Raw genomic sequence first — 25,840 nt, 5'->3', positions numbered from 1 at the left:
CAGCATCCAATCGGTCGGGGCAACGCGCAACAAATTGAGCATCATGTGCATTTCGTCAGTCGCATTCGCGCGCGCAGAGGCTATATTCAACGGGACAGGAGGCCCCATGAACAGAACGCTTGCCCTTGTTTTCTCGGCACTAATCCCGCTGGCCGCGATGGCCGCTGACGGGTCTGCACCTGCTGATGATGAATTTGTCCGCCCGGTCGGCGACAGTGAATTGTCTGAATTTCTGTGGACCCACCGGCCCATAATCGTCTTCGCAGACACGCCAGCCGACCCCCGGTTCCAGCAACAGGTCGACATGCTGCTTGAGGGGGAAGAGGCCATGCGGGACCGAGATGTGGTGGTCCTGACCGACACCGATCCGTCGGCCCGATCCCCGATCCGGTCGCAACTGCGCCCGCGTGGGTTCCAGATGGTGTTTGTCGACAAGGACGGCGTGGTCAAACTGCGCAAGCCCTCGCCGTGGAGTGTGCGTGAGATTGGCCGGTCCATCGACAAAACCCCCCTGCGCGAACGCGAAATCCGCGAGCGGCGCGAGGGCGGCTGAGCGTTTTTGCCACGCCCGAAGGCCCCAGCGCAAAACGCCGGATACCTTTGGAGATATGACAAAAACGCGGTCATGATCACTCGAATTCGATGATCACATCGTCCACGGCAAGGCTGTCGCCGGGGCCTGCGTTGATCTTGGCAACCACGCCTTTCTTCTCGGCGCGCAGGATGTTTTCCATCTTCATCGCCTCGACGGTGCACAGCGCCTGACCTTCCTGCACTTCCTGACCCACCTCGACATCGACCTTTACGATCAGGCCGGGCATCGGACACAGCAGCATTTTCGAGGTATCCGGCGGCAGTTTTTCCGGCATCAGCTTGGCCAGTTCAGCCTGACGCGGACGGCGCACCTGCACCTTCAGGTCAGCACCCCGGTTGCGCACGCGGAACCCGCCCGAGATCTTGCCAACCTTCAGAACCAGCGGGCTGCCATCGACGTCCAGAACGGCCAGTTGGTCGCCCGGTGTCCAGTCAGAGGCCACGCGCAGGGTCGAGCCGTCCTCGAACTTGACCGTCGCGCCTTCTTTGTCGGCGTTGACCTGAACGGCGAACTCGTGACCTTCCAGCGAGACGACCCAGCGCTTGCCAACCTTGCGTTCATGGTTGTCCATCCGGCCCGATACGCGGGTGCGGCGAATTTCGGCCACGCGGTGCATCGCGGCGCACGATGCTGCGATCTGGCGCAGATCGCCCTCGGGTAGGGTGACACCTTCGAACCCTTCGGGATATTCCTCGGCGATGAAGGCGGTGGTCATGTCGCCGCTGATGAATTTCGGGTGATCCATCACCGCAGACAGGAACGGCAGGTTGTGGCCGATACCTTCGACCTCAAAGCTGTCCAGCGCCACGCGCATTGCCTCGATCGCGGCCTCACGGGTCGGGGCCCAGGTGCACAGCTTGGCGATCATCGGGTCGTAATACATGCTGATCTCGCCGCCTTCATAGACGCCGGTATCGTTACGCACTGCGGCCTCACCTTCGGGTGCCTCGCCCTGCCATTTGCCGTTTACCTGCATCGGGCCAGCCGCGACCTCTTGCGGCGGGCGATAGCGGGTCAGACGCCCAATCGAGGGCAGGAAGTTGCGATAGGGATCTTCCGCATACAGACGGTTTTCGATGGCCCAACCGGTCAGGGTCACGTCATCCTGCGTGATCGACAGAGGCTCACCGGCTGCAACACGGATCATCTGTTCGACCAGATCGACGCCGGTGATCAGCTCGGTCACAGGGTGTTCCACCTGCAGGCGGGTGTTCATTTCAAGGAAGTAGAAGTTCTTCTGACCATCAACGATGAATTCCACCGTACCGGCGCTGGCATAACCCACGGCCTTCGCCAGAGCCACGGCCTGTTCCCCCATCGCCTTGCGGGTCGCTTCGTCCAGGAATGGCGAAGGGGCTTCTTCCACCACTTTCTGGTTCCGGCGCTGGATCGAGCATTCACGCTCGCCCAGGTAGATGCCGTTGCCGTGGCTGTCGCACAGAACCTGAATCTCGATGTGACGCGGCTGGGTCACGAATTTCTCGATGAAAATCCGGTCATCGCCGAACGAGTTCGCGGCTTCGTTCTTGGACGACTGGAAACCTTCGCGTGCTTCTTCGTCGTTCCACGCGATCCGCATGCCTTTACCACCGCCCCCGGCGCTGGCCTTGATCATCACCGGATAGCCAATCTCGTTGGAAATCTTGACTGCCTCTTCCGCATCCTCGATCAGACCCATGTACCCCGGAACCGTCGAAACACCGGCCTCCTGAGCGATCTTTTTCGAGGTGATCTTGTCACCCATGCTTTCGATTGCGCCGACTGGGGGGCCAACAAACGCCACGCCTTCTGCCGACAGCGCCTCGGCAAATTTGGCGTTTTCCGACAAGAAGCCATAGCCGGGGTGCACCGCCTGCGCGCCGCTTTGGCGGATGGCGTCCATGACCTTGTCGATCACGATATAGGACTGGTTCGCAGGGGGCGGGCCGATATGCACGGATTCGTCGGCCATCGACACATGCAGCGCGTTTTTGTCTGCGTCCGAAAAGATGGCGACAGTGCCGATACCCATCTTACGGGCGGTCTTGATAACCCGGCAGGCGATCTCGCCCCGGTTGGCGATCAGGATCTTATTGAACATGGAACGTCCTTTGGCTTGGTGTTCTGGAAACGCACAACGCCGCCGCAGGGAATGACCCCCACGACGGCGTGATGCGCGATGACGGACGGGGCGACGAAACGCGCCCCGGGAATTTCAGGTTAGCGGCAGGTGTTCTGCGTTTTGCAGTAGAGCACGTTGCCCGCGGCGCCCACTGCGGCCCCGAACAGCGGATCGGCGCTGAGCACAGCCGCCCCGACAGCCCCTGCACCGCCGCCCAGGATGGCCTGTTCGCCGGTTGTGTCGCCGCACGCGGCAAGGCCCGCACAGGTTGCCGCAACAAGGAAGAAACGTGAGAGTCGCATGATGTCTGCCCTTTTTGTCGTCTCGATAGCTTTGAGGGCAGATGCCGGTTTTGGGCTTTGTTATTCAATATCAGACGCGGCATTTCCGCGTTTTGCGCAGATTTATGCCGCTTTACGCCTGCAGACTGCGCAAAGAAAAACGCGGACAGGACTATGTGGGGAACACAAGCCTGCCCGCGGAAGGAAGGGGTACGGAATAGTAGGTGCATGTGCGGCGCAGGCAAAGTAGAGCCGCACGGCTTGAACAGGTTGCACGCCACAATCATGGCCGCAAACAAAGTATTGTTTCCAAGCGAGATTCCGGCTGGAAATTGCCCATCCGGCGAAAATCCGCGCAAAATCGTGCCGATCCGGGGGTCTGACATTTCCGCCAAACGGCGGTGATCAGCAGTCACATTGCTGTTACATTTTTCTCTCTGGCTGAGACAATTCGCACACGCAGCATCACAATCCAATGACTCGCCGCCGTGCAGAAACACGTTCGGATTCATAGAGTTGACCGATCTGTTCACCTTGGCGTGAGAATTTTCCGCAACCAATGCACAATTGCTTGAGAAGTTTGGCTTTTTCGATCCCATTCTCGTGATTTCCTTCACTAACAACTGCGTGAAACGGTGCGAGCGCACACTCGCACACAAGGAAACACCTACATGAAGACCATACGAACCAAGGCAATCCTGCTTGCTGCCTCTGCGCTTTGTGTGACCGGCACGGTTGCTTTTGCCCAGGACGCCTCGCAGGCCGAACTCGACGCGCTGCGCGCCCGGGTCGAAGCGCTCGAGGCCAACAAGTCCGGCCCCGCCAATGGCGACTTCAGAATCGGAAACACCACTCTGGACGTCTACGGATACGTCAAAGCCGACTTCTTCTACGATTTCGATTTCGATCAGGGAGACACGGCTTTTGTGAACGTCATCGGTGAGCCTTCTGCGGCTACTGACGGAACGTTTGGCGCCACGATCCGCCAATCGCGTATCGGTTTGCGGACAAGCACCCCCACCAGCATCGGCGAAATCGGAGGTCAGTTGGAACTGGACTTGTTTGCCAGTGGCGGCGCTGCTGAGCTTCGCCTGCGTCACGCGAACATCACCATTGGTGATCATTGGCTCATCGGTCAGTACTGGACAAACTTCCAGCCGCTGGACACCTATCCTACCTCGGTCGAATTCAACGGTCCGGTTGGTATTCCGTTCGCTCGCGTACCCCAAGTGCGCTACACGAACACCATTGGCGCGAACACTACTTTCGCAGTGTCTGTTGAAGAGAACGTAGGCGGCTCGAACTCGGACGATCCGGTTCTGACCGGTGCGGTGGAGTACAATGATGGCAAGTACATCGCGCGTGCGTCGGCGCTCTACGGCAAGGCTGAGTCCGGTAGCGTCGAGGTGGATCAGACCGGCTTTACACTGTCCGGTTCGATCCGTCCGTGGCAGGGCGGCTTGTTCCAAGTCAACTACGTGACCGGCGAAGCGCTTGGCCCCTACCTGATCGGCCTTGGTGATCCAATCGTCGGTGGGCAGGCCAACGATGTCGACGGCTACACGATAGAGTTCCGGCAGGATCTGAGCCCGAAGTGGAATGTCGGCATCGCCTACGGTCGCGAGGATTACGACCTCCCCACCTCGACCGGCGATCTGGCCTTCACCGAACTTGAGACGATCCACGTCAACGCCTTCTACAAGGCCACCGACAACCTGACGCTCAGCGCCGAGTACATCTACGGTGAGCGGAATGACGTGAATTCCGGCGACACCTTCGATGGCAGCCGGGTACAAGTCGCCGCCCAGCTGAACTTCTGATACCGCAAATCGGCCTCGCCCATTTCTGGGCGGGGTCTTGCCACACCGGACGAGATTATGCGGCATCGGCCTCTGCATGATCAGGCCGCTCCAAACAGATCAGGGAACGACGCACGCGCCGCATCCGGGTCGATCACCAGCAGCGCATCATAGCTTGCCGGATCAAACGGATCTTCCGCCGGAACAACCTCGCGCCCGAACAGCCAGCTTAACCGGCCTGCATCCAGGTTGCCGCGTTCAAACGGCTGATCTCCGAAATGGTGCCACAGCGCTTCCATGAACGCCGCATCAGCCCGCCGGTCCGCCGGTTTGCGATCCCGAAACCGCTCGCGCCGTGTGATCGGCGTCACGCCCTTGGGGTTGGCGCGGCGGATGGTGAATTGAAAATCTGTCCCGGCCAGACGTCCGGGGAATCCACGATGTTTCAGCATGTCGTTACCTCCGTGCCCCGGGTAGCACCGAGACGGGAAATAACACAGCCTTTATGGGGCGCTTTCATGCGGCGCACCCCGAATATGGCAGCTTTGGCCTGCGGCGCGCTGAGGTCGTGAAACCCGAAGGACATGATCAAAGCCCCTCCCAGATGCAATCTGACGATTCCAGCCTGTAGGCTTCGAAGAATTGCGTGGCATCCGGTGCCGTGTTGCCGAACTCGATCGGGCGATCGGCCAGCGAAATGATCACCAGCGCCGGGTCCAATTCATGCTGCGCAACATAGGCCACCGCCAGCGTCTGGCACAGATGCGCCATGTCCTGCGATGCCACATCATATCCGATCCGTCCCACCGTCGCGCCGATCTTCGGAGCGATGAACCGGAACCGCACCCACAGCTCTCCGGGGTTATTGTCCAGCAAGACATCGTTCAGGTGCACCGGCTGCCCTGACGGAACCGGCAAGGTTACGTCGGATTGCGCAAAGGTTGCGGTGCCAAGAACGGACAAGACCAGACCAATGGCGCGACCCCGGACCCACCGACGGCAGGCTCCTCCTTCCGGAGTCGCGCGCGCAGTGCTGTTGGCCTGCGCGGTTCTATGTCTGGTGGGACGGATCATTTAACTATTTATCGGCTATTGTCAAACCTGCCTCATTTGGCGGTGAGTTCTGACCTGTTTTTCGCGTTACCCGGCCAAGGGCCGGATGGGGTGGGTTGCCCCACCCCGTAGGCTTACAACGGAATATTGTCGTGCTTTTTCCACGGGTTCTTCAGCTGCTTGCCGCGCAGGCTGGCGAATGCGCGCGACACCCGGCGACGGGTCGATTGCGGCATGATCACCTCATCGACAAAGCCACGCTCGGCCGCCACGAACGGATTCGCAAAGCGGTCTTCGTAGTCCGCCACATGCTGCGCCGTCTTTTCGGCATCGTCCAGATCGGCGCGATGGATGATCTCGGTCGCGCCCTTGGCGCCCATCACGGCGATTTCAGCGGTGGGCCAGGCATAGTTGAAATCGCCGCGCAGGTGCTTGGACGCCATAACAACATAAGCACCGCCATAGGCCTTGCGGGTGATCACGGTGACCTTCGGCACGGTTGCTTCGCCATACGCGTACAGCAGCTTGGCCCCGTGCTTGATTACGCCGCTATATTCCTGCTGCGTCCCGGGAAGGAAGCCCGGCACGTCGACCAGAGTCAGGATCGGGATCTCGAAACAGTCGCAGAAGCGCACGAACCGCGCGGCCTTGCGCGAGCTATCAATGTCCAGACAACCGGCCAGAACCATCGGCTGGTTGGCCACAACGCCGACCGTCTGCCCTTCGAGACGGATGAAACCGGTGATGATGTTCTTGGCGAAATCTTCCTGAATTTCGTAGAAATCGCCCTCATCCGCGATCTTGGTGATCAGCTCTTTCATGTCATAGGGCGTGTTCGGATTGTCCGGGACCAACGTGTCCAGCGATTTCTCGACGCGGTCCGGTTCATCAAAGAACGGGCGAACCGGCGGCTTCTCGCGGTTGTTGAGCGGCAGGAAATCGACCAGACGACGCACCTCGGCAAGCGCCTCGACATCGTTTTCGAATGCGCCGTCCGCGACGGACGATTTCTTGGTGTGGGTCGATGCGCCACCCAGTTCCTCGGCGGTCACGACCTCGTTGGTGACGGTTTTCACCACGTCGGGGCCGGTGACGAACATGTAGGACGAATCCTTTACCATGAAGATAAAGTCCGTCATCGCCGGGCTGTACACCGCGCCACCGGCACAGGGGCCCATGATCACGCTGATCTGCGGCACAACGCCCGAGGCCGTGATGTTGCGCTGGAACACTTCGGCGTAACCGGCAAGCGAGGCAACACCTTCCTGGATTCGCGCACCGCCCGAATCGTTGATGCCGATGATCGGCGCGCCGTTCTGCACCGCCATATCCATGATCTTGCAGATCTTCTGAGCGTGCGTTTCTGACAGAGAGCCGCCGAACACGGTGAAATCCTGGCTGAACACATAGACCATACGGCCATTGATCGTGCCCCAGCCGGTCACCACACCGTCACCGGCAGGCTTTTGTTTATCCATCCCAAAATCTGTGCAGCGATGGCTGACAAACATGTCGAACTCTTCAAAGCTGCCTTCATCCAGCAACAGTTCGATCCGCTCGCGCGCGGTCAGTTTGCCACGCCCGTGCTGTGCATCAATTCGCTTTTGCCCACCACCCAAACGGGCGGCTTCGCGACGGTCTTCAAGCTCGGAAAGGATGTCTTTCATGGCGCGTATCCCCTATTAAATTTGGACGGACAGTATATGCAGTTGTGATCCGACCAAAGCCCTTTTCGGCAAATTTGCAAAGTTTTGGCAACTGCATTTTGGAAAACTGTAAAAGTGCAAATTGCTGACGTGGCAGCAGCACCCGTCTGGCATTCCTCGGAACCGCAGCTATACATGTGAACTATGCAGTTCAGAACGTCACCGGCCCGCCGCACACCCCCAAAGATCGGCACACTTGTCTTGCTGTCTGGCCTCGCCGCGCTCAGCATGAACCTGTTTCTGCCCAGCCTGCCGAACATGGCACTGCATTTCGAGACCGATTACAAGGTCATGCAACTGTCCATCGCGCTGTACCTGCTGGTGAACGCTGTCCTGCAAATCCTCCTCGGCCCTTTGGCTGACAAAGCGGGGCGCAGACCGGTTCTTCTGTGGGGGCTGTCGCTGTTCCTGCTGGCCACGCTGGGTTGTATTTTCGCCCCAACTGCCGAGATATTTCTGGCCTTCCGCATGTGTCAGGCGGTGGTTGTTGTCGGCATGGTCCTCAGCCGGGCAGCCGTGCGGGATCTATACGATCAGGACCAAGCCGCATCAATGATCGGCTATGTCACAATGGGCATGGCGGTGGTTCCGATGATCGGTCCCGCCATTGGCGGATTGCTCGAAGAGACCTTCGGCTGGAAGGCCAATTTCTGGCTGCCATTTGCCTTGGGCGCACTGACGCTTCTTTTGACATATGTGGACTTCGGCGAGACCTCGGCCAAAAGCGGCAAAACCCTGATCCAGCAATTCCGCGAATACCCCGAGCTTCTGAAATCCCCCCGCTTCTGGGGCTATTCGCTGTCTTCAGCGTTTTCGTCAGGCGCATTCTTTGCCTATCTCGGTGGCGCACCCTTCATCGGAACCGAGGTTTTTGGCCTGAGCGCGGCCGAGGTCGGCATTTACTTTGGCGCGCCTGCCGTCGGGTACTTCCTCGGCAATTTCCTCAGCGGTCGGTTTTCTGTCCGCTTTGGCGTCAACCGTATGGTTCTGTGGGGCAGCATTCTTAACGCAACCGGCGTCGCCATTTCTGCAGTCATTTTCCTGACCGGAATGGGGACGGCACTTAGCTTTTTCAGCTTCATGACTTTTGTGGGCATCGGCAACGGCATGACCATCCCAAACGCCACATCCGGCGCCCTGTCCGTACGCCCGCATCTGGCGGCCACGGCCTCGGGCCTCAGCGGGGCGATCATGCTGGGCGGCGGGGCCGGCCTGAGCGCGCTGGCCGGCGCATTGCTGACCGTGGAATCGGGCGCCATGCCGCTGCTTTGGCTGATGCTGACCACCGCTATCCTGGCCATCTGCGCGATTTGCACCGTGATCTGGCGCGAGCGGCAATTGGGCCTTTAACATCGCTTGCCATTGTGGGTTTGCAAAGTTAGCCTGCAACAGAAGTAAAGTTGCAAAGGCACTCCATGGCCACCCAGAAACTCTACGCCGGTGCAAAACTGCGCGAGATGCGCACACGACTGTCCCTGACACAACGGGAATTCGCCGCAAAACTCGGCGTCTCGCTGCCCTACCTCAATCAGATGGAGAACAACAACCGCCCGATCTCGACCACGGTGGTTCTGGCGCTTGCGCAGGAATTCGGCATGGACGTCACCGAGCTCAGCACCGGTGACAGCGAACGCCTCGTGTCGGACATGCGCGAGGCGCTGGCCGATCCGGTCTTTGCCGACGCGGTCCCGCCGCTGGCCGATCTTCGCCTGACGGCCTCGAATGCTCCGGCCCTTGCCCGCGCCTTTATCGAACTGCACCGCACTTACCGCCAGACCCACGAACGTCTGGCATCGCTGGACGAAGCGCTGGGGCGCGAGGATGCCAGCACCCAGGCCAGCCCCTGGGAAGAGGTGCGGGATTTCTTCCATTATTGCGACAACTATATCGACGCCGTCGACCGCGCCGCCGAACTGTTCGCCAACCGCGCTGAAGAGCCGGGCGGCATACGAGAAGCCGCCCTCAGCAGCCTGTCCGAGCGCGGGATTCAGGTCGTCTTTTCCGATATCGAGGACCTGCGCGTCTATGATGCCGAAAGCAAAACGCTGCGCCTGTCCTCACGGACCGCACCACAGACGCAGGTTTTTCAACTGCTGCTGCAAGTGGCCCTGATCAGCCAGGACAAACTCCTCGAAGCCACACTGGATTTCGCCAAATTCCAAAGCGAAGAGGCGCGCTCGATCGCCAAAATCGGGCTGGCCAATTACTTTGCAGGCGCATCCCTGATGCCCTATGCCAAATTTCTGGCCGCCGCACAGGATTACCGGCACGATCTGGAATTGCTCAGCACCCGGTTCGGCGCATCAATCGAACAAATCGCCCACCGCCTGTCCACACTTCAAAGACCCGGCGCAAAGGGTATCCCGTTCTTCTTCGTACGCGTCGATCAGGCCGGAACAATCACCAAACGCCACTCGGCCACGCGGCTGCAATTTGCGCGTTTCGGCGGTGCCTGCCCCCTGTGGAACGTTCACCGCGCGTTTGAGACACCCGGTCACTTCCTGTTGCAACTTGCGGAAACGCCGGATGGCGTCCGCTATATCTCGTTGGCCACAGATGTTTCGAAATCGGGCGGATCTTATGGCGCGCCCGTCCGCCGCTATGCCATTGCATTGGGGTGCGAGGTGCGCCACGCCCAAGCCCTGGTCTATGCCGACAACCTCGACATCAACAACGCCAGCGCCTACGAGCCCATCGGCATTTCCTGCCGCATCTGCGAGCGGCAAACCTGCCACCAGCGCTCGGTTCCGCCGTTGGAACGTCGCCTCACCATCGACACCCATACCCGCGGCACCCTGCCCTATCAGGTCACCTGAACTTCACCTGGCTGAAAATATCCCGGGGGAGTCGCGGCCTGCCGCGACGGGGGCAGAGCCCCCGCCACATGGCTCAGGCTTTTGACAGAATCGCCCAGATCTCGTCTTTCAGGGCTGCGCGTTTCTTGCGCATCTCACCCTCAGCCAGATCTTCCATCGGCTCGATATTGGTTTCGGCCCGATGCACGACGCGATTGATCTCGTGATATTCCTCGGCCAACCGGGCGAAATGCGCGTCCGATTGCTTGAGCTGGCTCATCAATTCGACCTTGTCCGGAAACTCTTCGGCCAGTTCATGCGGGGTGTGGGACATTCCTGTTCGCTCCTGAATTATGTCATTGCAAGTCACATCTACAGGTCGCTGCCTCACCCCGCTTTGACGCGGATCAAATCACCGTTGCGCAATGGCCCATTTCGGGTGAATCCACGGGCGATCATTGGCCTTTGGCAACGCGTCTTTACCCAGCAGGTGGTCCGAGACTTTCTCGCCAACCATGATCGACGGCGCATTCAGGTTGCCGTTTGTGATCTGCGGGAAAACCGAGCTGTCGGCGACGCGCAAACCGTCCACACCGATGACACGACCTTCGGGATCGACAACGGACATCTTGTCGTCCGCCCGCCCCATCCGACAGGTGCCGCAGGGGTGATAGGCGCTTTCGGCATGTTCCGCGATGAAGCCGTTCAATTCCTCATCACTTTGAACATCTGCGCCCGGCTGAATTTCTTTCCCCGCATAGGGCTTAAAGGCATCCTGACCAAAGATTTCGCGGGTCAAGCGGATGCAGGTTCGGAAATCCTCCCAATCCTCTTCGTGGCTCATGTAATTGAACCGGATAACAGGCGCATCCTCGGGCCTGCTCGACCGCAAGGTAACTGCCCCGCGCGAGGGTGAGCGCATCGGACCGACATGCGCCTGGAACCCATGCCCCTCGGCCGCTGCCTGCCCGTCGTACCGAACAGCCATAGGCAGGAAGTGGTACTGAATATCGGGATACTCCACACCCGGTTTCGACCGGACAAAGGCCGCGCTTTCGAACTGGTTCGAGGCACCAAGCCCGGTTTTGGTGAACAGCCATTGCGCCCCGATCAGCCCTTTGCTGATCAGATTCCAATGCTTGTACAGCGTGATCGGCTGCAGCGAGGCCTGCTGGATATAAAGCTCCAGATGATCCTGAAGGTTCGCACCCACGCCGGGGCGATCTGCGACCACATCGATCCCATGCTCGGCCAGATGGGCCGCAGGGCCGATCCCCGACAGCATCAGCAGTTTGGGAGAGTTGATCGACGATGCGGCCAGAACCACTTCGCGCCGGGCGCGGATAATTTCGGTCTTTCCCCCACGCACCAGCTCGACACCGGTGGCGCGTCCGTTTTCCATCACCACACGCGCCGCCAGACCGCGGATGATTTCGCAATTGTCCCGTTTGAGCGCAGGCCGCAGATAAGCATTCGCCGCCGACCAGCGCCGCCCTTTCCAGACGGTCTGCTCCATCGGGCCAAAGCCTTCCTGCTGTTCGCCATTATAATCGCCCGTGACTTGGTATCCCGCTTGCCGACCTGCATCGACGAAAGCCTGGAACAGCGGATTTTCGCGAGGGCCGCGCGAGACATGCAGCGGACCATCCGTACCGCGCCATTCGGGATCGCCCCCATGGCCGCCATCGTGCCAGGTCTCCATCCGTTTGTAATAGGGCAGCACATCGGCATAGGACCAACCATCGGCCCCCATTTCCGCCCAGGTGTCAAAGTCGCGCGCATGGCCGCGCACATAGACCATGCCGTTGATCGAGGACGACCCGCCAATCACCTTGCCACGCGGGCAAGCCAGACGGCGGTTGTTCAGATGTGGCTCGGGTTCCGAGCTAAAGCCCCAGTCATAACGCGACATATTCATCGGGTAGCTCAGCGCGGCGGGCATCTGGATGAACGGTCCGGCATCCGTGCCACCATGCTCGATCACCAGAACCGAGGCCCCGGCCTCGCTCAGGCGATAGGCCATCGCGCAACCGGCGGAACCGGCACCCACAATGACGAAATCAGCTTCCATTTTCGGGTCTCCTTTGCCCCCCAGCCCAGATTATCCGTCGCATAATCAATTCGCCTCCGGCGGGAGTATTTTCAAAAAGATGAAGAGGTTATTCGCCGCGCGGGAAGCGCTGGCTTTCCTCGACGATGTTCAGATCCATGTGGTTGCGCATGTAGCGTTCCGAGGCCTTTTGCAGCGGCTGGTAATCCCAGGGGTAATAACCGCCCTGCCGCAACGCCTCATAAACCACCCAGCGGCGGGCCTGACTGGCGCGGACATCAGCATCGAACCGGTCGAGATCCCAGCGTGCCTCGGATTTGGCGCGCAGGGTTTGCAACGTGCCTGCGTGTTCCGGATTGCCCGCCAGATTGGTCAATTCCTGCGGGTCGTTTTCCAGATCAAACAGTTGGTCCGGGTCCAGCGCGCAGCGGTTGTATTTCCATTTGCCATAGCGCAGCGACACCAGCGGCGCATAAGACGCCTCGGCCGCGTATTCCATTGCCACCGGTGTGGTGCGTTCCTCGCCCTGCGCCAGCGGCACAAGGTTTTCGCCATCGGTCCAAGGCGCGATCTCGGCCATATCCACGCCTGCTAATGCGCCTAAGGTCGGCGTGACGTCGATGGTCGAAACCGGCGTATCGATCCGTCCGGCAGGCAGGTCCGGCGCGGAAATCATAAGCGGTACACGTGCCGAACCTTCGTAGAAGGTCATTTTGAACCAAAGACCACGCTCGCCCAGCATATCACCGTGATCCGAGACAAACATGATGATCGCCTCTTGCCGGGTGCTTTCCAGTACCTCAAGGATTTCGCCGATCTTGTCGTCAAGATACGAGATGTTGGCGAAATAGGCCCGGCGGGACTTGCGGATGTTCTCTTCGGTAATGTCAAAGCTGCGCCAGTCATTGGCATCGAAAATGCGCTGCGAATGCGGATCCTGATTGTCATAGCCAAGGTCTGCGACCTCGGGCAGCAGGTGCTCGCAATCCTCATAGAGATCCCAGTATTTCCGGCGCGCCACATACGGATCGTGCGGATGGGTAAAGCTGACGGTCACGCACCACGGGCGCTCATCCTTGCCCCGGGCCAGATCGTAAAGCTTGGCCTTGGCGTTGTAGGCGACCTCATCATCATATTCCATCTGGTTCGAGATTTCGGCCACGCCCGCGCCTGTGACCGAGCCCATGTTGTGGTACCACCAGTCGATGCGTTCGCCCGGTTTGCGATAATCAGGGGTCCAGCCGAAATCGGCGGGGTAGATGTCGGTGGTCAGGCGATCCTCGAACCCGTGCAACTGGTCGGGGCCGACGAAATGCATCTTGCCCGACAGGCAGGTGTAATAGCCCGCCCGGCGCAGGTGGTGCGCATAGGTGGGGATATCGCTACGAAACTCAGCGGCGTTGTCATATACCCCCGTGCGCGAGGGCAACTGACCGGACATGAAGCTCGCTCGCCCCGGCGCGCAAAGCGGGGACGCCGTATACGCATTGGCAAACCGGGTCGAACGTTCGGCCAGCTTTTTAAGGTTCGGTGCATGAAGCCATTCCGCGGGACCATCGGGGAAGAGGGTTCCGTTCAGCTGATCCACCATCAGGATCAGAATGTTCGGGTTTGTCATTTTTCAGCCTCGAGCAGAGTGTTGAGGACACGCATCGCATGGTTCACGGCCAGTTGCGGGTCTTCGGGCGCGCTGAGCGCCGCGCGGATATATAGCCCGTCGATCAGCGCGGTCATGTCTTCCGCAGCAGCCACCGGATCGTCGAGCAAGGGCCGCAGCCCGACGATCAGGTTCGACCGGATCCGCGCCTGATAGATCTTCCACAACCGCAGCGCATCATCATTGGTCTGCGCGAGAACATAGAATGTCATCCAGGCGGCGATCACATCCGGCGAGAAACACGAAGGGGCAAAACAGGCGCGGATAATGGCCTGCGCGCGCTCGGTCGGGGCGGCAGCTTTGAGCTCGGCCCGTGCCTCGGCCCCGAAATCCGACAGAATCTGTCGCATGGCCGCCAGAAAGATCTGGTCCTTGCCACCGAAATAGTGATGGGCCAACGCGCTGGACATGCCCGCCCGCTTGGCGATCTGGCTGACCGTGACGTCCAGGGATTTCTTCACGCCAAGCTCGGCGATCGTGGCACGGACAATCGCATCGCGACGGATTGGTTCCATTCCGACTTTCGGCATCCCTACCCCCTGAACTGGCGCTACACGCCAAAGCTAGGGCGTTTTTATTGACTCGTCAATCAATAACGAAGCCGCGCCGGGTTACAGCTTGGTCGCGATGCTGGGTGGGGTCACGTCGCGGCGGTTCAGCACAAATTCGCGCCAGGAAATGAAACTGACCGCCGCAAGGATCAACGTACCACCAGCCACCACCCACACGTCAACGCCTTCGTGAAACACAGCGGCGCCCAGCAAGGTCGCCCAGATCAGTTGCAGGAACGTTACCGGCTGCGTCACCGCAACCGGGGCCGCCTGCAAGGCAAGCGTCATGAAATAATGCCCGGCAGTGGCGAAAGTGGCGATCAGGAACAGAACACCGATGTCGCGCAGGCTGGGCGCGCTCCAGACCGCAATGGCGAAAGGGATCAAAGCCAGCGTCGTCCAGATCGACAAATGCGCCACCACGACCGAGGGCGGGATGTCGCGCACCAGCAGCTTGGCCAACAGGTAAGACCCGCCCAGCGTCAGAGCGGTACCGATCATCGCTATGTGCCCGGTCGAGACCTCTCGGAATCCGGGGCGCAGGATGATAAGCACGCCCACCACCGCGACCAGAATGGCAGCGGTCCGGCGAAAGGCGAGTTTTTCGCCCAAAAACAGCGCAGCCCCAAGAGTGACGTAAACCGGCGTCATGTAGTTCATTGCGGTAACTTCTGCCAATGGGATCTGGGTCATCGCATAGAACCACAGCGTCACTGCGCCCGCATGGATCACGCCGCGTAGCCCGAACAGCGTCAGATCGCGTTTGCTGAGATGGGTGGCCAGAATGGATCGCAGCGCGGGCAGCAGAAACACAAGCCCCAGAGCATAGCGCAGGAACGCCGCCTGAATGGGGTCCATCGTCGAGCCGAGCGATTTCACCAGCGCGGTCATGACAACAAAGCACAGCCCGGCGGAAAACATCCAGAACATGCCTGCGATCGGGCGGGATGAAACGGCAAGGGTGTTCATGGCTTTGGTTGAACACCGAAACCCGGTCGGGAACAACCCTTCACATGATAACAAGTTTCAAAGCGATACTCAGCATGACCAGACCGATAAGGACATCCAGCACCTGCCAGGCCCGGGGACGTGCAAAAAGCGGGGACAGAATTCGGGCCCCGTAGCCAAGGGAAAAGAAAAATACAAAGCTGGACAGAATGGCCCCGACCGCAAAGCTCAGCCGGTCGTCATATTGCGCCGAGATCGAACCGATCAGGACAACCGTATCCAGATAAACATGCGGATTCAGCCAGGTGAAGGCCAACACTGTCAGCAACGCGCTGCGCAGGCTTGTGCGTTGGCCATTGGCCGCCTCCAATGCCGCGCCACCTCGCCAGGCCGACAGAAAGCTGCGCAGCCCGTACCAGGTCAGAAAAGCGGCCCCGCCGTACCGCATGACGGGTTCGAACCAGGGCATTGCCTTTGCCAACGAACCAAACCCCGCCACACCCGCTGCAATCAGGATCGCGTCAGAGACCGCGCAGGTCAGGCACAGGACAAACACATGCTCGCGCCGCACACCCTGCCGCAGGATGAAGGCGTTTTGCGCCCCGATGGCAAGAATCAGGCTGAAGCTGAGCACAAATCCGGCGATGAGGGTTGTCGACATGGGGCCTCCTGCTGTTGCGAGGCGTTGACTAGCGATCGCGGCGCGCTCTATCAAATTAAAGATGCTGAAGTGAATTAAATCTGGCTAATGCTACTTGATCCCAACCATCTGTCGGCTTTGTCCGCCATTCTGCGCCATGGCAGCTTTGACGCGGCCGCAAACGCGCTGGCGGTGACGCCTTCGGCGATCTCGCAACGGATCAAGGCGCTGGAGGATCGCATCGGCGCGGCGCTGATCAACCGGGGGACACCCTGCACCGGCACACCGGCTGGCCTGCGCATCGCACAATATGCCGAGGATATCGGGCTGCTAGAGGCGCAGCTGGCCCGCGAGCTCACGCTGGATCAAGGCACCGATCCGGCACGGGTGCGGGTGGCGATTCCAGCTGATGTTCTGGCCACGTGGTTCGTGGATGCCATGGCCAGCGCAACGGGCCTGCTGTTCGATCTGGTCATCGACGATCAGGACCATTCTGCCGAGTGGCTGCGCCGGGGCGAGGTCAGCGCGGCGATCACCGTGGGCGGCCAGCCGGTCACGGGCTGCGACGCGGTCGAGCTTGGGGCCATGCGATACCTGCCAACTGCCAGCCCGGACTTCATCCGACGCTGGTTTCGCGACGGTGTCGATGCCGAATCCCTTAGCGCAGCGCCCAAACTTGTGTTCAATCGCAAGGACGGGCTGCAAAAGGCGTGGATTGCCGGGCGGACCAGTCGCCGCATTTCTCCTCCGTCACATTTTTTGCCGTCATCCCATGGGTTCGTCGATGCGGCGATTGCGGGGATCGGCTGGGGCATGAACCCCGAACCCCTTGTGCACGGCCCCATATCAGATGGGCGCTTGCAGCCGATTGTCCCGGACGCGCCGCTGGACATTGCGCTGACCTGGCAGGTCAGGCGCGTTCTGGCCCCGGCGCTGGCCCCGTTGACCCGGGCAGTCAAACACGCTGCTGCCAAAGCCTTGATCCCTGCCGCTGACCACCGGATAAAAGGGAAACCTTCGGAGTAACTTTATGTTTTCACGCGACGCTCTCAGCTATGATCCCATTCCCCTGCCCGACCGCTGCGATTTCACCGACGCACAGATGCAGGAGGCGGCGCAGGCCTTCTATGACAAGATGCGGCAGCGCCACTCGGTCCGCGACTTCACAGATCGACCGGTTGAAAAAGAAGTGATCGAGACCTGCCTGCGTACAGCGGGTTCCGCGCCCTCTGGTGCAAACCATCAACCCTGGCATTTTGCGGCCATTTCCGACCCCGCCCTGAAACAGCGCATCCGGGAAGAGGCGGAAGAAGAAGAGCGCCGGTTCTACGATGGCGGTGCAAGCGATGAGTGGATCAAGGCGCTGGAACCCATCGGCACCAACGCCGTCAAGGAGCACCTGACCATCGCCCCCTGGCTGATCGTGGTGTTCGCCCAGCGCTGGGGCGAGTTCGAGGACGGGACACGCTACAAGAACTACTACGTTCCCGAAAGCGTCAACATCGCCACCGGCTTTCTGCTGGCCGCCTTGCACCACGCGGGGTTGTCCACCCTGACGCACACACCCAATCCCATGAAATTCCTCAACGACGCTTTGGGGCGTCCGGCCTCGGAAAAGCCCACGATGATCATCGCGGTCGGGCACCCGTCGAACAGTGCGACGGTTCCGGCTGTGGCCAAGTTGAAAAAGCCGCTGGAGGAGATTTCCTCCTTCTTCTAAGCAACTCGATCTTGGATCAGGTGCCGGTTGCGCTGCCTGGCGCAACCTGTGCCTCTTTCGGCAAAACCACACGGTAACAGGCCACCGCGGCGATCAAACTGCACAACACGATGAAGGCGACCGCCAGCGACACCTCATGCAGATGCGCAACGCCTGCAAGGGCGGCGGATACGGCAACGGCGGTCAGGCGCACGATGCTTTTGATCGCGGCTGACCCCTGAACGCGCTGCTCTTTCGGCGCGACATCCAGAAAGTACAGCTTGCGGGCGCTGCTGATCCCGGTCACCGCGACCGTGACGATGAACAACGCAATCGCGTGCAGGTGAACCTCGTGATCGATACCAAGATAGTGAAACCCCAGCAGGATGATCCCCGTCGCCGCCACCATCAGCGTTCCGGCCACCATCACCGCGCGATGAGATTTCATGTTCACGATCTGCCAAAGCGGGGCCGAGACCAGATATCCCGACGCCGACGACACAATCATCGCCGTCAGCCCTTTGGCCGAACTGTGATGCGCCTCGGCCGCGATCAACGCGAAGAAGGGCACAGATAGCGAGACAACAACCAGCGGCATCCGCATGACCAGATAGCGCCGGAACCACTGATGTTGAAACATGCTGAGAACGGATTGGATATTGGCCCTCAGCGACAGTTTCGGTGTCGATTTTTCAGTGCCTTTGCCCTGTATAGCCTGACCAATCTCGGCCATGGCAAGGATCGACAGGCCGGACAGCAGGAAGAACGTGACCGAAACGGCAATAACGGCAGAATGGCGGGAAAAGGGCGGGTTGTCCTTGGTGATTTCGTGGACCAGCAATGCCAGCCCAATTGCGCCCAAACCGCCTGCACCCAGTTGCAGGTAATGCATCAGCATTCGGGATTTGGACTGAACATGATCCCCGATCAGATCCGTATACATCAGGTTTTGGATCTCATCGAACAGACCGATCAGGAAAAAGATCGAAATGAATGCAACCGCGATCAGGGGCACCAATCCCGTCGCCGCCACAGCTATGGCGATCAACAGGCAGGCGCCAATTGCAACCTCGGTCATCGCGATCCCGCGCTTTTTCTGCGTCTGGGCGGCAATGGTTCGGGCCAGGAAAAAATCGGCGATCATGCTGCCGACCATCCGAACCGAGACCAAAGCCCCGGCGACGAACATCGGCAATTCAAAAGACACCGCCAGAAACGGCAGAACAACGGATGGGCTTCCCAACGTCCAGGCGACCTGAGACAGAATGCTCTGCCCCGCCAAAACCGGAACGTTTCGCCTTGCCAGATCTGATGGGTCTTTTGCCATGCTTGTCAAAATCCCAAGCCACGCAGCCAGCCTGCGGGCCCGTCCCGGTTGCTTTGTCAGGCCCCCAGACTATTGCGTTCCCGGGCCTTGACCAAGCATCCCGTGAAATGCCCGAAACAAAAAAGCCCGGCCAAACTGGCCGGGCCCAACACCGATCGGGTTGAAAGGGTCAGAGCTGCGCCATGACCTCATCAGTCGCTTCGAAATTGGTTGTGACGCGCTGCACGTCATCATCGTCTTCCAGCGCATCGACCAGTTTCATCAGCTTTTGCATGTCTTCCAGACCAAGTTCGGTTGTGGTCGTGGGTTTCCAGACCAGCTTGGTGGATTCGGATTCACCCAGCGCCTCTTCCAGCGCGTTGGAGACATCGTTCAAATCGGTATCCGCGCACCAGATGATGTGACCGTCTTCCGAGCTTTCGACATCTTCGGCGCCGGCCTCGATCGCGGCTTCGAAAATGGTATCCGCGTCGCCTGCGTCCGCCTGATAGACAACCTCACCCTTGCGGTCGAACATGAACCCGACCGAGCCGGTCTCACCCAGATTGCCGCCATTCTTCGAAAACGTCGAGCGCACGGTCGAGGCCGTCCGATTGCGGTTATCCGTCATCGTCTCGACGATCACAGCAACGCCATTGGGGCCGTAGCCCTCGTACCGGATTTCTTCATAATCGTCGCCTTCACCCGCGACCGATTTCTTGATCGCGCGGTCGATCACGTCCTTGGGGACCGAGTTCGACTTGGCCTCTTTCACCGCCAGACGCAGGCGCGGGTTCTTGTCGGGATCGGGGTCGCCCATCTTGGCGGCCACGGTGATCTCTTTCGACAGTTTGGAAAACAGTTTGGACCGCGCGGCGTCCTGACGTCCCTTGCGGTGCTGGATATTGGCCCATTTGGAGTGGCCTGCCATAATGCGTCCTCGTCATCGTGTTTGCGTATTCGGCGCTCATATAGACGTTTGCGGGGGGCAGGATCAAGAGACCGGCTTGCGAGACGCCCCCTTGCGGGTATGGTGAGCCCATGACGACAGATCAAATCATTCTTTTTGCACTTTTCATCACTGTTTTTGGGCTGCTGCTATGGGGGCGTTTTCGCTATGACCTTGTGGCCTTTGCCGCTTTGATGGTGGGCGTCGTGCTGGGCGTGGTGCCGGTCGACAACGCTTTTGCGGGGTTCGGGCACCCGGCCACGATCATCGTCGCACTTGTGCTGGTCGTCTCGGCCGGGTTGGTCCGGTCTGGGGCCGTGTTTCTGATAACCCGTACTCTGGTCGATGCCTCGCGCGGTCTGGGGGCGCATATCGCGCTGATGGGCGGGATCGGAGCGGTCCTGTCGGCCTTCATGAACAACGTCGCCGCGCTGGCCCTTTTGATGCCGGTGGACATTCAGACCGCACGCAAGGCCGGGCGATCCGTGGGCCTGTCGCTGATGCCGCTGAGTTTCGCGACCATTCTGGGCGGGATGGCAACCCTGATCGGCACGCCGCCCAATATCATCATCGCCTCGATCCGGGCCGAGACGCTGGGTGAGCCCTTCAGGATGTTCGATTTCGCCCCGGTCGGTGGCATTGCCGCCATTGCCGGGCTGGCCTTTGTATCTCTGATCGGCTGGCGACTGATCCCCAACCGGGGCAAGCAGGAAGAGGCGTCCGAGACCCTTGCCGAATACATCGCCGAACTGACCCTGCCGCCTGAATCGTCCCATATCGGCAAGCGTGTCAGCGAGCTGTACGAGGCCGCCGAAAAATCCGACGTGGCCATTATCGGCCTGATCCGGGACGGCAAGCGGCGCTATGGCCGCTCTGCCCATGCGACTCTGGCCGAAGGCGACGCGCTGGTTCTGGAAGCCCGCCCCGAGGCGCTGGACGAGTTCCGCGCCGCCCTGAACCTCGATTTCTCGGATACCCGGCGGCAAGAAGTGCTGACCGCCGAAGGCGAAGGGCTTGAGGTTATCGAGGTCGTCGCCACCGAAAGCGCCCAGATCACGGGCCGTACCGCGCAAGGGTTGGGGCTGGCCTGGCGGCAGAGTACGGTTCTGATGGGTATTTCCCGTCAGGGCCGCCGGATCACCGAACAGGTCCGCAAGACGGAAGTCGAGGCCGGTGACATCCTTCTGTTGCTCTGCCCCCGCGACCGCGGAGCCGACGTCACCGAATGGCTAGGCTGTCTGCCTCTGGCACAACGGGGCCTGAACGTGACGGCGAACGAAAAGGCGTGGCTCGCCATTGGTCTGTTCGCAGCTGCCGTTCTGGCCGCCAGTGTCGGCCTGATCTATCTGCCTATCGCTTTGGGATTGGTGGTCATTGCCTATGTCCTGACCAAGATCATGCCCATCAGCGACATCTACAATCATATCGAATGGCCGGTTGTCGTTCTGTTGGGTTCGATGATCCCGCTGGGCAGCGCTTTGGAGACCTCGGGCGGCACCGAGTTGATCGCCAACGCCCTGATCCAACTGACTGGCGGATTGCCCGCTTGGGCCATTCTGACCGTGCTGATGGTTGTGACGATGACACTGTCGGACGTTCTGAACAACACGGCCACCGCCATTGTCGCCGCCCCGGTCGGCATCCAGATGGCCCGCACGCTTGACGTTTCGCCGGATCCGTTCCTGATGACGGTGGCCGTGGCAGCCTCGGCCGCGTTTCTGACGCCGATTGGGCACAAGAACAATACGCTGGTTCTGGGTCCCGGAGGGTATCGGTTTGGCGACTATTGGCGCATGGGATTGCCGCTTGAGATCCTGATCATCACCGTATCGATCCCCGCTATCCTTGTGTTCTGGCCGCTTTGACAGGTAAAGCCAGCCCATGAAACGTTTTCTGATCCTCCAGCTGCGTCCCGAAACCGATGCCTCGGACGCGGAATATGCCTCGATCCTGGACAAGACCGGTCTGTCGCCCGAGCAGACCCACCGCATTCGGCTGGATTGCGAAGATCTGCCCGCGGGGCTGGATGTCACCGACTATGCGGGCATCATCGTCGGCGGCGGCCCGGGCTGCGTCAGTGACGAGCCCGAGACAAAATCCGCGTTGGACGCAAAGATCGAAGGCGCGGTAATGGGGCTGATGCCTCAGATCACGGCGCAAGATCATCCCTTCATGGGCTGCTGCTATGGGCTGGGTGTTCTGGCCGCGCATCTGGGCGGAGATGTCAGCAAAGCCCGGTTCGGCGAGCCGGTTGGTCCATCATCCTGCCGACTGACCGACGACGGCGCATCAGACCCTTTGACAGCCGGGCTGACCCCGGAATTCGACGCCTTTGTCGGCCACAAGGAAGCCGTGCAAGCCCTGCCTGACGGCTGCGTACACCTTGTTGCGTCTGACCCCTGCCCGTTTCAGATGATCCGCTGGGGCCAGAACGTCTATGCCACGCAGTTTCACCCCGAGGCGGACGCAAAGGATTTCGAGCAGCGCATCAATATCTACAAGCACCACGGCTATTTCCCGCCCGAAGACGCGCAACGTCTGATCGATATCTGCAACGCCGCAGACGTCACCCAACCCGGAGAAATCCTGAGACGCTTCGTCGACCGCTACAAGTGACCTAACGGCGGTATTGCCTGCGGCTTTCAGGCTAGCATAGGCTGATCCGAAACGACTTGGGGAGGAGTTGTTCTTGGATCTACTCATTAATGTCGGCCTGCCGATCTCGCTGGCCATTATCATGCTGTCGCTGGGCGTCGGGCTTGAAATCGCGGATTTCCGGCGTGTGCTGAGCCGCAAATACCCTTTTGCAATCGGTGCGGCATGTCAGGTCGTCCTTCTGCCCATCGCGGCGTTCACGACCGTCAAGCTGTTCGGCCTGCCACCTGAAATCGCGGTCGGTTTCATGCTGCTCAGCTTTTGTCCCGGCGGTGTGACCAGCAACATCCTGACCAAACTGGCCAAGGGGGACGTGGCCCTGTCGGTCAGCCTGACGGCGGTGATCAGCATCCTGTCGATCCTGACGGTACCCGTTCTTGCAGCATGGTCCATCACGCATTTCATGGGCGAAAACGCGCCCGAGGTTTCGATCAGCGGTCTGGCCATTGCCATGTTCCTGATCACAACACTTCCCGTGGCCATCGGCGTGGGACTTCGCAGGTTTGCAACTGGGTTTGCAAACCGGATCGAAAACGGTTTGTCCAAGCTGGCAACCGTATTGTTCGTTCTGATCGTCGTCGCCGCGCTGGCCGGAAACTGGCAGCTTTTTGTCGATAACCTCGGGATCATGGGTGCGGGCTTGATTTCCCTGAACGTTGCGCTTTTGCTAATCGGGCTGGGGATCGCGCGTGCCGCAAATCTGTCATGGCCCGAGAGTAAAACTGTCTCGGTCGAAACAGGTATCCAGAACTCGACGCTGGGGATCACGCTGGCGGCCCTGATCACCGGCACGGATAGCGGGTTCAGCCCCCTGGCCCTGCCATCTGCTGTCTATGGGATTACGATGTATGCGGTCGTGTTCCCCTTCCTTGTCTGGTTTCGCCAACGCTGAAAGGACTGTTCATGACCAATAACACGGCAGATGCGGTTGTCGTCGGTGGCGGACTGGCGGGATTGGTTGCGGCAGCGGAACTGGGTGATCGGGGTAAAAAGGTAATCCTGCTGGATCAGGAGCCTGAGCGTTTTCTGGGCGGTCAGGCATTCTGGAGCCTTGGTGGGCTGTTCATGGTCGATACCCCCGAACAACGTCGGATGGGGATCAAGGACAGCCACGACCTGGCCTTGCGCGACTGGATGGGCAGCGCGCAGTTCGACCGGGACGAGGACGCGTGGCCGCGCAAATGGGCCGAGGCTTATGTGGAATTCGCCGCCGGAGAAATGCGCCCATGGCTGCACGAGATGGGTCTGCGCTGGTTTCCAATCGTGGGATGGGCCGAGCGAGGCGGGTCTTATGCGGACGGTCACGGCAACTCGGTTCCCCGGTTTCACATCACGTGGGGCACCGGTCCGGGCGTTCTGAAACACTTCATCCGCCGCGTGCGTGACCATGTCAGCGCCGGACGGATCGAGTTGAAATTCCGCCATCAGGTTAGCCATATCATCATGCAGAACGGCAGCGCCAAGGGCGTCTCGGGCGAGGTGCTGGCGGATGATACCGCTCCGCACGGTGCCAAAACCAACCGGGATGAGGTGGGTGAGTTCGAGGTCTATGCGCCCTCGGTCATCGTCACCTCGGGCGGGATCGGCGGCAATTTCGAGATGGTGCGCAAGAACTGGCCCCGTGACAGGCTGGGCGAGCCCCCGAAGGACATGGTGGCGGGTGTTCCGTTTCATGTGGATGGCCGCATGATCGCGATCAGCGAAAAGGCCGGAGGGCACGTGATCAATGGCGACCGGATGTGGCACTACACCGAAGGGCTGCGCAACTGGAACCCGATCTGGCCCTCGCACGGTATTCGCATCCTGCCCGGCCCCAGTTCCATGTGGTTCGACGCGCGCGGCAACCGGATGAAACCGCCATGTCTGCCGGGGTTTGACACGCTGGGCACGCTGAAAGAAATCCTGAAAACCGGGTATGACTATAGCTGGTTTGTGTTGACCCAGAAGGTGATCAAGAAGGAATTCGCCCTGTCGGGGTCTGAACAAAACCCCGACATGACCGAAGGTGGCTGGCGCGAGGTGCTGTTCCAGCGCGTCCTGACCGGGTCAAAAGCCACTACCCCGGTCGAAGCGTTCAAGGAACATGGCGAGGATTTCATTGTTGCCAACACGCTAACCGAACTGGTCAGCGGCATGAACCAACTGGGCGGCGGCCTGATCGACGAGGCGCATCTGCGCGCCCAGATCGAGGCGCGGGACAGCCAGGTCGACAACCCCTTTACCAAGGACGCGCAGATTGCGGCGATTCTGGCGGCGCGCAACTATCGCGGCGACAAACTGATCCGCACAGCCAAGCCGCACAAATTCCTCGACCCGTCCAATGGCCCGCTGATCGCGGTCAAGCTGCATATCCTGACCCGCAAGACTTTGGGCGGATTGCAGACCAATCTGGACAGCCAGATGATCGGCGCAGATGGTCAGGTCGTCCCCGGCCTGTTCGCCGCCGGAGAGGTCGCCGGGTTCGGCGGCGGTGGCTATCACGGATATAACGCGCTTGAGGGCTCGTTCCTGGGTGGCTGCATCTTCTCGGGCCGCAACGCAGGCCGGTCCCGGGCTGTGGCGTAAACGCTTAGGGCAGGCGGATGAATTTCAACACCGGCTCGCCATTCTGATCCAGCATGACCAGACTGTCGCCCGCAACGGCATAGGTCGCGACCTGTTGCAGCGCGTCAAAGAACTGGCGTTCCGTCTGCTCGGCCTCGGGCGGGCAGGCCATCAAGGTCGCGGCGATATTCTCGGGGAATTCGATCCGATCCCCAGACATCTGGGCCCGTCCGGTAAACCGGTTGCACCCGCCGCTGCCGCCAAATGCACCATCGGCTTCAAAGGCAAGTTCGGGGCTTTTTTCGGCGTTTAACACGGCCCCGTCGATACCGATGGCGGACCATTTTGTGTTCTCCAACACCGCGGCATCCGGTGTTTGCGCCGGATCGCTGTCACTCTGCGCCATGCTGTTGGTGCCCAACAGGGTCAATACGATTGCACCGGCAACAATGGCCTGACCGATCTTTGGAAAAGGCATCATTCTGTCCTTTTACTTCAAACATTTGAAGAA

At 60.1% G+C, this 25,840-nt stretch carries 24 protein-coding genes; 10 read left to right on the top strand and 14 right to left on the bottom strand.

Going from position 1 to position 25,840, the window contains the following annotated elements:
• Positions 1-106: 106 nt before the first annotated feature.
• Complete coding sequence (locus ACR0MO_RS15885; RefSeq protein WP_170454883.1) at positions 107-553, top strand: DUF4174 domain-containing protein; 447 nt, start codon at positions 107-109, stop codon at positions 551-553.
• Positions 554-629: 76 nt separating this feature from the next.
• Here the strand turns inward: ACR0MO_RS15885 and ACR0MO_RS15880 are convergent, their stop codons facing one another.
• Together ACR0MO_RS15880 and ACR0MO_RS15875 are read right to left on the bottom strand one after the other, a co-directional pair.
• Positions 630-2,675, bottom strand: a complete 2,046-nt coding sequence (locus ACR0MO_RS15880) for an acetyl-CoA carboxylase biotin carboxylase subunit (RefSeq protein ID WP_480781604.1) — start codon at positions 2,673-2,675, stop codon at positions 630-632.
• 119 nt (positions 2,676-2,794) lie between these two features.
• Positions 2,795-2,998, bottom strand: a complete 204-nt coding sequence (locus tag ACR0MO_RS15875) for a hypothetical protein (protein WP_170454887.1) — start codon at positions 2,996-2,998, stop codon at positions 2,795-2,797.
• 650 nt (positions 2,999-3,648) lie between these two features.
• Here ACR0MO_RS15875 and ACR0MO_RS15870 point away from each other — a divergent pair.
• A complete protein-coding gene (locus tag ACR0MO_RS15870) occupies positions 3,649-4,797 on the top strand; it encodes a DcaP family trimeric outer membrane transporter (RefSeq protein ID WP_480585144.1) in 1,149 nt (382 codons plus the stop codon).
• A gap of 80 nt (positions 4,798-4,877) precedes the next feature.
• On the opposite strand, the gene ACR0MO_RS15865 is transcribed toward ACR0MO_RS15870, so the two are convergent.
• The 3 genes from ACR0MO_RS15865 to ACR0MO_RS15855 all read right to left on the bottom strand — a co-directional run bounded on the left by ACR0MO_RS15865 (position 4,878) and on the right by ACR0MO_RS15855 (position 7,496).
• A complete protein-coding gene (locus ACR0MO_RS15865) occupies positions 4,878-5,228 on the bottom strand; it encodes a hypothetical protein (protein WP_170624363.1) in 351 nt (116 codons plus the stop codon).
• Positions 5,229-5,364: 136 nt separating this feature from the next.
• A complete protein-coding gene (locus ACR0MO_RS15860) occupies positions 5,365-5,850 on the bottom strand; it encodes a DUF6497 family protein (RefSeq protein ID WP_170520000.1) in 486 nt (161 codons plus the stop codon).
• A gap of 113 nt (positions 5,851-5,963) precedes the next feature.
• Positions 5,964-7,496: an acyl-CoA carboxylase subunit beta gene (locus ACR0MO_RS15855; RefSeq protein ID WP_170519996.1), complete on the bottom strand. Its 1,533-nt coding sequence runs from the start codon at positions 7,494-7,496 to the stop codon at positions 5,964-5,966.
• Positions 7,497-7,679: 183 nt separating this feature from the next.
• Here ACR0MO_RS15855 and ACR0MO_RS15850 point away from each other — a divergent pair, with 183 nt between their 5' ends.
• Entirely contained in the window at positions 7,680-8,885 is a 1,206-nt protein-coding gene (locus tag ACR0MO_RS15850; RefSeq protein WP_480892222.1) for a multidrug effflux MFS transporter, read from the top strand.
• 65 nt (positions 8,886-8,950) lie between these two features.
• Positions 8,951-10,351, top strand: coding sequence for a helix-turn-helix transcriptional regulator (locus ACR0MO_RS15845; protein ID WP_170519989.1), 1,401 nt, complete (start codon positions 8,951-8,953; stop codon positions 10,349-10,351).
• A gap of 73 nt (positions 10,352-10,424) precedes the next feature.
• Here ACR0MO_RS15845 and ACR0MO_RS15840 read toward each other — a convergent pair whose 3' ends face one another.
• The 6 genes from ACR0MO_RS15840 to ACR0MO_RS15815 form a co-directional block, all read right to left on the bottom strand.
• Positions 10,425-10,664 (bottom strand): HP1242/YdcH family protein, encoded by a 240-nt coding sequence (locus ACR0MO_RS15840; protein WP_170454901.1) that lies wholly within the window; start codon positions 10,662-10,664, stop codon positions 10,425-10,427.
• Between the two features lie 78 nt (positions 10,665-10,742).
• Positions 10,743-12,401: a choline dehydrogenase gene (gene betA / locus ACR0MO_RS15835; protein WP_480892219.1), complete on the bottom strand. Its 1,659-nt coding sequence runs from the start codon at positions 12,399-12,401 to the stop codon at positions 10,743-10,745.
• A gap of 88 nt (positions 12,402-12,489) precedes the next feature.
• A complete protein-coding gene (gene betC, locus ACR0MO_RS15830) occupies positions 12,490-13,998 on the bottom strand; it encodes a choline-sulfatase (RefSeq protein ID WP_170519983.1) in 1,509 nt (502 codons plus the stop codon).
• Entirely contained in the window at positions 13,995-14,567 is a 573-nt protein-coding gene (gene betI / locus ACR0MO_RS15825) for a choline-binding transcriptional repressor BetI (protein WP_170454908.1), read from the bottom strand. Before betI ends, betC begins: the two co-directional genes overlap by 4 nt.
• A gap of 81 nt (positions 14,568-14,648) precedes the next feature.
• Positions 14,649-15,557 (bottom strand): DMT family transporter, encoded by a 909-nt coding sequence (locus ACR0MO_RS15820; protein ID WP_480892216.1) that lies wholly within the window; start codon positions 15,555-15,557, stop codon positions 14,649-14,651.
• A gap of 40 nt (positions 15,558-15,597) precedes the next feature.
• Positions 15,598-16,197 (bottom strand): LysE/ArgO family amino acid transporter, encoded by a 600-nt coding sequence (locus tag ACR0MO_RS15815; protein ID WP_170519975.1) that lies wholly within the window; start codon positions 16,195-16,197, stop codon positions 15,598-15,600.
• A gap of 87 nt (positions 16,198-16,284) precedes the next feature.
• On the opposite strand from ACR0MO_RS15815, the gene ACR0MO_RS15810 reads away from it, so the two are divergent.
• Entirely contained in the window at positions 16,285-17,202 is a 918-nt protein-coding gene (locus ACR0MO_RS15810; protein ID WP_480892212.1) for a LysR family transcriptional regulator ArgP, read from the top strand.
• A 4-nt stretch (positions 17,203-17,206) separates the two neighbouring features.
• Positions 17,207-17,896, top strand: coding sequence for a nitroreductase family protein (locus ACR0MO_RS15805; RefSeq protein WP_170737509.1), 690 nt, complete (start codon positions 17,207-17,209; stop codon positions 17,894-17,896).
• A gap of 16 nt (positions 17,897-17,912) precedes the next feature.
• On the opposite strand, the gene ACR0MO_RS15800 is transcribed toward ACR0MO_RS15805, so the two are convergent.
• Together ACR0MO_RS15800 and ACR0MO_RS15795 are read right to left on the bottom strand one after the other, a co-directional pair.
• Complete coding sequence (locus ACR0MO_RS15800) at positions 17,913-19,202, bottom strand: permease (RefSeq protein WP_170454918.1); 1,290 nt, start codon at positions 19,200-19,202, stop codon at positions 17,913-17,915.
• Positions 19,203-19,371: 169 nt separating this feature from the next.
• Positions 19,372-20,112 (bottom strand): YebC/PmpR family DNA-binding transcriptional regulator, encoded by a 741-nt coding sequence (locus tag ACR0MO_RS15795; RefSeq protein ID WP_170519960.1) that lies wholly within the window; start codon positions 20,110-20,112, stop codon positions 19,372-19,374.
• Positions 20,113-20,222: 110 nt separating this feature from the next.
• On the opposite strand from ACR0MO_RS15795, the gene ACR0MO_RS15790 reads away from it, so the two are divergent.
• From ACR0MO_RS15790 to ACR0MO_RS15775, 4 genes are all read left to right on the top strand, one after another.
• Complete coding sequence (locus ACR0MO_RS15790) at positions 20,223-21,995, top strand: SLC13 family permease (RefSeq protein ID WP_480892209.1); 1,773 nt, start codon at positions 20,223-20,225, stop codon at positions 21,993-21,995.
• Positions 21,996-22,011: 16 nt separating this feature from the next.
• Positions 22,012-22,746, top strand: a complete 735-nt coding sequence (locus ACR0MO_RS15785; RefSeq protein ID WP_480626961.1) for a glutamine amidotransferase — start codon at positions 22,012-22,014, stop codon at positions 22,744-22,746.
• A gap of 73 nt (positions 22,747-22,819) precedes the next feature.
• Complete coding sequence (locus ACR0MO_RS15780; RefSeq protein ID WP_170519950.1) at positions 22,820-23,677, top strand: bile acid:sodium symporter family protein; 858 nt, start codon at positions 22,820-22,822, stop codon at positions 23,675-23,677.
• 11 nt (positions 23,678-23,688) lie between these two features.
• Positions 23,689-25,350, top strand: a complete 1,662-nt coding sequence (locus ACR0MO_RS15775) for an FAD-binding dehydrogenase (RefSeq protein ID WP_170519948.1) — start codon at positions 23,689-23,691, stop codon at positions 25,348-25,350.
• 4 nt (positions 25,351-25,354) lie between these two features.
• Here the strand turns inward: ACR0MO_RS15775 and ACR0MO_RS15770 are convergent, their stop codons facing one another.
• Positions 25,355-25,810, bottom strand: coding sequence for an META domain-containing protein (locus ACR0MO_RS15770; protein ID WP_480892206.1), 456 nt, complete (start codon positions 25,808-25,810; stop codon positions 25,355-25,357).
• Between the last annotated feature and the right edge of the window lie 30 nt (positions 25,811-25,840).

The sequence above is a fragment of the Ruegeria sp. K5 genome, from assembly GCF_056531805.1.
The sequence above is the reverse complement of the archived record's forward strand: the minus strand, read 5'-3'. Positions and strand labels throughout refer to the sequence as shown.